Source organism: Candidatus Thiosymbion oneisti (assembly GCF_900092655.1).
Taxonomy (GTDB): Bacteria; Pseudomonadota; Gammaproteobacteria; order Chromatiales; family Chromatiaceae; genus Thiosymbion; species Thiosymbion oneisti.
On sequence record NZ_FLUY01001584.1, the window covers coordinates 1 to 8,369 of the forward strand.

The 8,369-nt window shown below is 57.3% G+C and carries 8 protein-coding genes; 5 read left to right on the plus strand and 3 right to left on the minus strand.

The window, feature by feature from the left end; all coding sequences use genetic code 11:
- Positions 1 to 153: 153 nt before the first annotated feature.
- Positions 154 to 1,650, minus strand: a complete 1,497-nt coding sequence (locus tag BQ17_RS15965; protein WP_089728726.1) for an aldehyde dehydrogenase family protein — start codon at positions 1,648 to 1,650, stop codon at positions 154 to 156.
- A gap of 256 nt (positions 1,651 to 1,906) precedes the next feature.
- Between BQ17_RS15965 and BQ17_RS15970 the strand changes: the two genes are divergently transcribed.
- From BQ17_RS15970 to metA, 3 genes are all read left to right on the plus strand, one after another.
- Positions 1,907 to 2,200, plus strand: a complete 294-nt coding sequence (locus BQ17_RS15970; RefSeq protein ID WP_089728728.1) for a hypothetical protein — start codon at positions 1,907 to 1,909, stop codon at positions 2,198 to 2,200.
- Between the two features lie 525 nt (positions 2,201 to 2,725).
- Positions 2,726 to 3,574: an ATPase gene (locus BQ17_RS15975; protein WP_089728730.1), complete on the plus strand. Its 849-nt coding sequence runs from the start codon at positions 2,726 to 2,728 to the stop codon at positions 3,572 to 3,574.
- Between the two features lies 1 nt (position 3,575).
- Positions 3,576 to 4,646: a homoserine O-succinyltransferase MetA gene (gene metA, locus BQ17_RS15980; RefSeq protein ID WP_089728732.1), complete on the plus strand. Its 1,071-nt coding sequence runs from the start codon at positions 3,576 to 3,578 to the stop codon at positions 4,644 to 4,646.
- Positions 4,647 to 4,672: 26 nt separating this feature from the next.
- Here metA and BQ17_RS15985 read toward each other — a convergent pair whose 3' ends face one another.
- Positions 4,673 to 5,452 (minus strand): hypothetical protein, encoded by a 780-nt coding sequence (locus BQ17_RS15985; RefSeq protein WP_089728734.1) that lies wholly within the window; start codon positions 5,450 to 5,452, stop codon positions 4,673 to 4,675.
- Between the two features lie 47 nt (positions 5,453 to 5,499).
- Positions 5,500 to 6,156 carry a hypothetical protein gene (locus tag BQ17_RS15990; RefSeq protein WP_089728736.1) on the minus strand — a complete coding sequence of 219 codons (657 nt, stop codon included), beginning with the start codon at positions 6,154 to 6,156 and terminating at the stop codon, positions 5,500 to 5,502.
- Positions 6,157 to 6,460: 304 nt separating this feature from the next.
- On the opposite strand from BQ17_RS15990, the gene BQ17_RS15995 reads away from it, so the two are divergent.
- Positions 6,461 to 7,396 (plus strand): ABC transporter ATP-binding protein, encoded by a 936-nt coding sequence (locus BQ17_RS15995; RefSeq protein ID WP_089728738.1) that lies wholly within the window; start codon positions 6,461 to 6,463, stop codon positions 7,394 to 7,396.
- Complete coding sequence (locus BQ17_RS16000; RefSeq protein WP_089728740.1) at positions 7,393 to 8,169, plus strand: ABC transporter permease; 777 nt, start codon at positions 7,393 to 7,395, stop codon at positions 8,167 to 8,169. The genes BQ17_RS15995 and BQ17_RS16000 overlap by 4 nt, the downstream gene beginning before the upstream one ends.
- Positions 8,170 to 8,369 lie beyond the last annotated feature (200 nt).

The window sequence follows — 8,369 nt, forward strand, 5'->3', positions numbered from 1 at the left end:
ACTTCCCCCCCCCCAAGCGATGAAGCGCTCGGGGGGCTTGATCTTTCGCGGGTAGCAGCGATTGGGCCAAACGGGCTCGACGCTTAACTTAACGGCATTGCCCTACAAAAGTATAGGCAGTTCGCTATGAACCGCCTGGACCTGATTATGTGCTTAGAAGAACCCCAACGGATTCTTATCGTAAGACACCAACACATTCTTGGTGTGGCGGTAATGATTGAGCATCATTTTATGGGTTTCCCGTCCGATGCCGGATTTCTTATACCCGCCGAATGAGGCATGGGCAGGATAGAGATGGAAGCAATTACACCAGATGCGACCTGCCGCGATGCCGCGGGTGAGTGTCTGCATTTGATGCACATCGCGTGTCCATACGCCGGCACCCAGTCCATAGAGGGTATCATTGGCGATTTCCAATGCTTCGGCTTCATCTTTGAATGTCGTCACGCACAAGACGGGGCCGAAGATCTCTTCCTGGAAAACACGCATCTTGTTGTTGCCCTTGAATAGGGTAGGCATAACATAGTAGCCGTTCGGGTAAGTCTTATTAGTATAAGCCCCGCCACCGATCAAGAGTTCCGCCCCTTCTTGTTTGCCGATATCGATATAATTCAATATCTTTTCATACTGATCGTTCGAGGCCTGCGCGCCCATCATCGTGCTCGTATCAAGCGGGTCACCCATGGTGATGGCCTCGGTGCGCCTTAAACAGCGTTCCATGAATTCATCATAAATACGCTCTTGGATTAAAGCGCGAGATGGGCAAGTGCAGACTTCACCCTGGTTAAACGCAAACAGGACGAGCCCCTCAACGGCTTTGTCGAGGAAGTTGTCGTCCTCTGCCATGACGCTTTCGAAGAAAATGTTCGGTGATTTACCGCCCAGCTCTAAAGTCACGGGGATGATATTTTCCGATGCATATTGCATGATGAGCTGACCGGTCGTGGTCTCCCCCGTAAATGCAACTTTTTTGATATCCGGGTGAGTTGCCAGGGGCTTACCTGCTTCCGGACCGAAGCCGTTAACCACATTCACCACCCCGGCAGGCAGTAAATCGGCAATCGCTTCAATCACGAACAAGATGGATACTGGCGTCTGTTCTGCCGGTTTTAGAACCACGCAATTGCCGGCCGCTAATGCCGGGGCCAACTTCCAGGTCGCCATGAGGATTGGAAAGTTCCACGGGATAATTTGACCCACTACACCCAATGGCTCATGGATCTCCATTGCAACTGTGTCGGCATCAAGATCACTCACCTCCCCTGCCTCGGCGCGAATGACGCTACCGAAATAACGAAAGTGATCGATTGCCAGTGGGATATCCGCCGCCAGCGTCTCCCTGATCGCTTTACCATTATCCCAAGTCTCTACCAAGGCCAGCTTTTCCAGGTTCTCCTCTATGCGATCGGCGATCTTGAACAGGAGATTACTCCGTTCGGTCACTGAGGTTTTTCCCCAAGTCCCGGCCGCCTTCCAGGCAGCTTTAACAGCCAAGTCGATGTCTTTATGGTTGGATTTCGGGACCCTGGTAACCAGACTTCCGTCAACGGGCGAGACATCATCAAAATATTCACCGTCAACCGGGGCCACCCATTCTCCCCCAATATAGTTTTCGTACTGATTTTTGAATTGCGGTTTTTGATAAAGCATGATGTCCTCCTGCTTTAGGCAGCGTCGGTGTTGATAGGATACAGGTTCCGGTAGTGGTTAAGGTCTAAATGGAAACATCGCCATTCGTAGTGGGTTGGGCACGCCACAAGCTGCCCCCCCTCTCCCCAACCCCTCTCCCGGCGGGAGAGGAGCTTTTGCGACACCCTCGCAGGGAGAGGGGTTTGGAGGCTTGACTTAATGGCATTGAGCTACGGGGTATTTCCCGAGGGTTTGTCTGGAAACTCCAAGCTACCATATGGCCGATACCCCCTCAACAGCCGGATCGGCATCGGGCAAGCGGATTTGCGTCCATGCCATCCTGAATAAGGTCGACGCACGCCGGCTGACCGGCCCCTTCCAGCTCGCAACCGGCGGCGAGACCCGTAGCTACACCGAGCGTGCGGCGAGTGCCGTGGACGCCAAGGCCCACGAAGTGGCGCTCGCCACATCCTCCGGCGCGGTCGAGAAGTACACGGCGGAGCTGGACCGCGCCATCGATTACGGCAAGCAGCTGACAGACCATTTCAAGCAGGCCGCGAATATCGAGTAAAGGCCCGCCTACGGGGTTTGCGGTTGCTTCCAGCCGTGTTGGGCAAAGCCCGTAGAATCAGAACATGGCAAGGATGTGCTGAACGCAGCGAATCGTATCGACCAGCTACCAGCTACCAGCTACCAGGCGCCGACTGCTACCCGCTGGAAGCCGGCGACTGGCCGGCGGGTTGCTGGCGACTGATTGAGCCACGAATGCACCCAAATAATCGTAAGGAACAAAACTATAAGCAGATCTCCAATGTGCCGCAATGCAAACGATCGTCGGCAATGCGGTTCGCTGCCTGCCTGTGCGTCCCTGTACGCAGACAGGCGCTCAATACAGCCTACGCTTTGCCGCCGGCAGCCCACTGTTGATGGGCACGCTGCGCTTTGTGCACCCTCAGGCAGCCGCGGTCCGGGGACCTCCACGGAATGACCAAGACCTTAGAACCATCCTGATGGACGCTTGCTTTGCCCATCCTACGGGTCCTCGAATGTTATCATTCGGATTTGACTGGCCCCGGTTTGCCAAGGAGGACCTGGCTTGAAGTTCACCGTCGACGAGTTCCGCGCCTGGGAGAACAAGTGCGTTACCCTGCTCGGCATGTCCGGCGTGGGGAAGACCTGCCTCTCGACTCTGCTGCGGCGCCAGGACTGGTTTCACTACTCGGGCGACTACCGGATCGGGACCCGGTACCTGGACGAGCCCATCCTCGACCTGATCAAGAGCCAGGCCATGCAGGTACCCTTTCTCAGAGACCTGTTGCGACGCGATTGGATCTTCGTGCGTAACAACATCAAGGTGGACGACCTAGGGCCGGTGCTGAGCTTCATCGGCAAGCTCGGAAATCCGGAGCGTGGTGGACTCCCGCTCGGCGAATTCAACCGTCGCCAGGCCCTGTACCGGGACGCGGAGATCCGGGCCATGCAGGATCTACCCGAGTTTGTGCGCAAGGCGCAGGAGATTTACGGCTACCGCCACCTGGTCAACGACGTCGGCGGCAGCCTGTGCGAGCTCGACGAGCCGGCGGTGATCGATCTGCTCGCCCGCCACAGCCTGATCCTCTACATCCGGGTCCCGGATCAGGACGAGACCATGCTCATCGAGCGTGCCCAGGCCGATCCCAAGCCGCTCTACTATCGACCGGAGTTCCTGCAGACCGCGGTCACGGATTACCTGACGCTGCACCGTCTGGAGTTCGTGGCCCAGATCGACCCGGACGACTTCACGCGCTGGGTCTTTCCCCGACTCTTCCATGCCCGGGTCCCCAGATACGAGGCCATCGCCGGACCCCATGGCTACACGGTCGGCGCCACGGAGGCGATGCAGGTGCGTGACGAACAGGACTTCCTGGGCCTGCTCGAGCAGGCCATCGCTAGCAAGGGGGCCTGACATGCCGATCGTCGCCAATACCGATCTCCCGACGTTCGAGCATCTACGCCGAGAAGGCCAGTCCATCCTGGAGCCGGACCGGGCGCTGCAGCAGGATATCCGTGAGCTGCACATCGGGCTCTTGAACATGATGCCGGATGCGGCCTTGGCGGCCACGGAACGGCAGTTTCTACGCCTCATCAACGAGAGCAATCAGATCGCCCAATTCTATGTCTACCCCTTCACCCTCCGGGAGCTGCAACGGTCCCCCGCGGCTCAGGCGCACATTGACCGTTATTACCGAGATTTCGATCGCATCCGGGCGGAGGGACTGGACGCGCTCATCATCACCGGCGCTAATGTGAGCCATCCCAATCTGGCAGACGAGCCCTTCTGGCGGCCCTTGATCGAGGTTATCGACTGGGCCTTCGGGCATGTCACCTCGACCCTCTGCTCCTGCCTCGCCACCCATGCCGTGCTGCAATTCCGTTACGGCCAGCGCCGCCATCCCTTACCCGATAAACGCTGGGGGGTCTATCCACACCGAGTGGTCGACCGGCGGCACCCCTTGGTCAATGACGTCAACACCCTGTTCGACGTCCCCCACTCACGCTTCAACGAGATCGGCCGCGACCAATTCGATGCCGCGGGACTGCACGTCTTGGTGGAAAGCGACGAGGCCGGCGTCCATCTCGCGGTGAGTGAAGACGGATTCCGAATCGTCTTCTTCCAGGGCCACCCGGAGTACGACACCGTCTCCTTGCTCAAGGAATACAAGCGCGAGGTCAATCGCTTCGCTGCTGCGCACAGGGACGACTATCCCCCCGTTCCGGAGCATTACATCGGGATCAGGGACCGCGCCATCCTCGACGAACATCGGGAGCGGGTCTTTGCGGCCCGGGAGAGTGGCCGCGAGCCGCCGGTGTTTCCCGAGGCGCACATCATTACCGGCCTCGACAACACCTGGCATGACACCGCCGAAGGCGTGGTAGGCAACTGGATCGGCAGGATCTACCAGCTTACCAACAACGACCGCCGTATCCCCTTCATGGACGGGGTGGACCTCCAGGACCCGCTCGGCTTGTATCGATAGCCCGCCGGGGTCTCAATCTGCTCGCCTTATGTGCATACTTTTCTCACGTACTCCGTGAGCTGCGCTTCTGTTTTATGTTCCAGGAGCCTTTTATTCTTGGTCCCGTCACGATCTGCGTGCGCAGTTTCTGAAATGACTGCAATGCGCTTAGAAGCATCTTTACCTGGATCAAATTGGGGAACATTTATATGCTCGAAAATGGTTGTGCCGATCTGCTTATCGAGAAGAAACCCACCAAGCCAAGTGCGCACGGGAAGAGAATTGAGGAACCCACAGAGATAATAGGCTTCGGTGGCGGTATCGAATGACGTAAAGTACAGCTTATGGTCGGGAATAATAAGCCTATTGGGTACGATCGAGCTTTCATCTTCAGACACCACCGAAGCACGAAATGATCCCGGTGCCTGCTGTTCCATCCAGACAACTTTGTAGGTACTAAAGGAATAGTCTCCGACGCAATAGACTACATAGAAGGGTAGGTGCCTCTGATAGCGTTTGTAAGAGGAACGATTACGCAAGATACTTTCATAGTTCTTAAAATAGGAATAAGCAAGCGGATATTTGTCTGCAAAATCCTCTTCCGATTCCACCTTCTCATAGTGTTTGTTGGGAATAATCTGGTACCAACCATCAGTGCTCGAGCAGTAGCGTCCAAGATCACGTCCGCGTATAAGGGGAAACAAGAGATCGGCTTCGATCCATGCACCTGCAACAGGGTCGATGGTACGAGCGCGGGGTAATTCCTCCTCTGTCAGCGTTCGGATGAGGGCACGCTTCGTTTCGGAGGAGTACCTGAGCACCTTCACCCAATAAACACGTGCGCAATCCGAGATGGTTCCCCGGTGCGATGCGTTTAAGTACGGACTCTTTCCTCTGAGAAAGGCCGATTGTCTGAAGTGTGCCATTCCCTGAATAGCATATTGGTCCTGTGTCGTGGCTTCGAGAGGTGGGAACGCATCACGCGGATGAGTTCTTGGGCTACCTCGGATTCCTTGCCGAAAGCCGAGCTAAGAAGTTTCGCCGTTAAGGGCTTGCGTTGGAGTGATCGGAAAGCATGTACGAGAAAGAGCAATGTGCTTTCCGTAATCGGCAAGGGGCGCGACCACTGCCAAACTCGTGAATTAGAACGGCAGTATACAAGGGTAATTCCATCGCAGACATAACCGAACCATTGCCCACAAGCTACGGCATCCCTTTTATGACCTCCGGTGATGCGGTCAAGGTATCTCTCAATTTGTTGCTTTGCCCCCTGTAAACCCTTAACAGACGATAGGACTTTCGGGGCCTTGTAGTCATAGACAATGTGACCAAATACACCATCCGGACGGTCGGCATCCACCTGAGAGAGGCCCATGCTTTTTAGTGTTTCATTTACATGAGGATTAAAATCGACGCCAAATTCAGCCAGGCACTGCTTTAATATCCGGTTGAACTCCCCTTCGAGCTTCGATTCGGAACGGGCCGTCCTTGCAATGTGCTCGATATCTTTAATGTATTCCGGTATCGGCATTGATTCATTTATCCTTTGGTGTGCGGTCAGGTTCGCTTGGTGGGGGGCAATGCCATTAAGTTAGCTGCTGACCGCTTGTCGTGGTCGATCAGGATGCGGAAGAGAAAACGACGAAGCGCGCGAATCGGCGCGAAAAAGATCCCTCCCTTCGGTTCGGGATGACAATTTCGCGCGGATTCGCATGATTCGTCGTTTCTCCTCTTGTTTGTTGACCAGTAACGCTTAACTTAATGGCATTGGGTTGAAAAGCATGCCAGGGGCACCTAGTTTAACCGCTGTACCCGCCGTTATACTCGCCATTTCCATGCCCGCACTCGCCGTCAAAAAGCTCACCAAGGTCTACCGCAACGGCCATCAGGCCCTGAGAGGTGTGGATCTGACGGTGGATGAGGGTGACTTCTTCGCCCTCCTCGGACCCAACGGCGCCGGCAAGTCGACCCTGATCGGCATCGTCGCCTCCTTGGTCACCAAGACCGGGGGCGAGGTGCAGGTCTTCGGCCACGATCTGGATCGGGAGCCGGAGCTGGTAAAGGCCAGCCTGGGTCTGGTGCCCCAGGAGTTCAATTTCAACCTGTTCCTCCCGGTCATCGAGGTGGTTATCAATCAGGCCGGCTACTATGGTATCCCGCGGCGCGCGGCCGAAGCGAGGGCGGAATACGCGCTGCGGCAGCTCGACCTCTGGGACCGACGGGGCTCGCAGATGCGCGTGCTGTCCGGCGGCATGAAACGACGCCTGATGATCGCCCGCGCGCTGGTACACCGGCCACGGTTGTTGATCCTGGATGAGCCCACCGCCGGGGTGGACATCGAGATCCGCCATGCCGTGTGGCGCTTCCTGCGCGAGCTCAATGCCGGCGGCACCACCATCATCCTCACTACCCATTATCTGGAGGAGGCAGAAAGCCTGTGCCGCAATATCGCTATCATCAACGACGGCCGGATCACGGAGAATGTGGATATGGGGGCCCTGCTCGGCAGATTGAAGACCCAAACCTTGGTACTCGATCTCAAGCGGCGGCCGACGCGGCTACCGCAGCGCGACGGATTCGTGCTCGAGCAGCGCGACGACCACACCCTGGAGGTGGAAGTAGCCGAGGACACCAGCATCAATGGTCTGTTCGAGGCCCTGTCGCACGCCGGCATCGAGGTCGTGGGCCTGCGCAACAAGCAGAACCGGCTCGAACAATTGTTCCTGACCCTGGTGGAAAACGACAGGGGCGGTAGGGACCTGCCGGCATGAATCGCTGGCGGCACTACCGGATCGCCTTCTCCACCATCCTGGTCAAGGAGATCCGGCGCTTCTCGCGGATCTGGGTGCAGACGGTGCTGCCCTCGGCCATTTCCACGACCCTTTACTTTGTGATCTTCGGCCGGCTCATCGGCGAACGCATCGGGCCCATGGGTGGCTTCGCTTATCTGGATTTCATCGTCCCCGGCCTGGTGCTGATGGCGGTCATCACCAATGCCTTCGCCAACGTGGTGGGTTCCTTCTATGCGAGCAAGTTCTCCCGCTATGTGGAGGAGCTGCTGATCGCCCCTGTTCCCAATTGGGTGATCCTGGCCGGCTTCGTCGCCGGCGGCGTCGCTCGGGGCCTGGTGGTCGGTGTCCTAGTGACCCTGGTGGCCTTGGTCTTTGCCCGGATCCAGATCCACAGCTATAGCATCACCATCCTGGTATTCATACTCACCGCCGTGTTGTTCGCCCTCGGGGGATTCATCAATGCCATCTATGCCAACAGCTTCGATGACGTCTCGATCATCCCCACCTTCGTGCTCACACCCCTGACCTATCTGGGGGGGGTCTTCTACTCGATCGAGCTCTTGCCGGCCTTTTGGCAGAACCTGTCCCTCGCCAATCCGGTGCTCTATATGGTCAACGCCTTCCGTTTCGGGTTGCTGGGGGTGAGCGACATCCCGGTGGGCGTGGCCTTCGCGATCATCCTGGGCTTTATCGCCGTGCTGACCCTCTACAGCCTCCACCTGCTGCGCCGCGGAGTCGGCATCAAGACCTGACACCTGACATCCGCGAGGATTCGCGTGATTCGTCGTTTCACGCTCGTTCCCACGCTCCAGCGTGGGAACGCCGTCTTGTCCGCTCCAGCGGACTCAGCTCCTCGGTGCGGATAGGCGTTGGCTGTTAGCCTACCGCGGCGCTTAATCGACGCTGGAGCGTCAGATCCCTCCTCCGTCGGGACCAGGTCTGCTCCCACGCT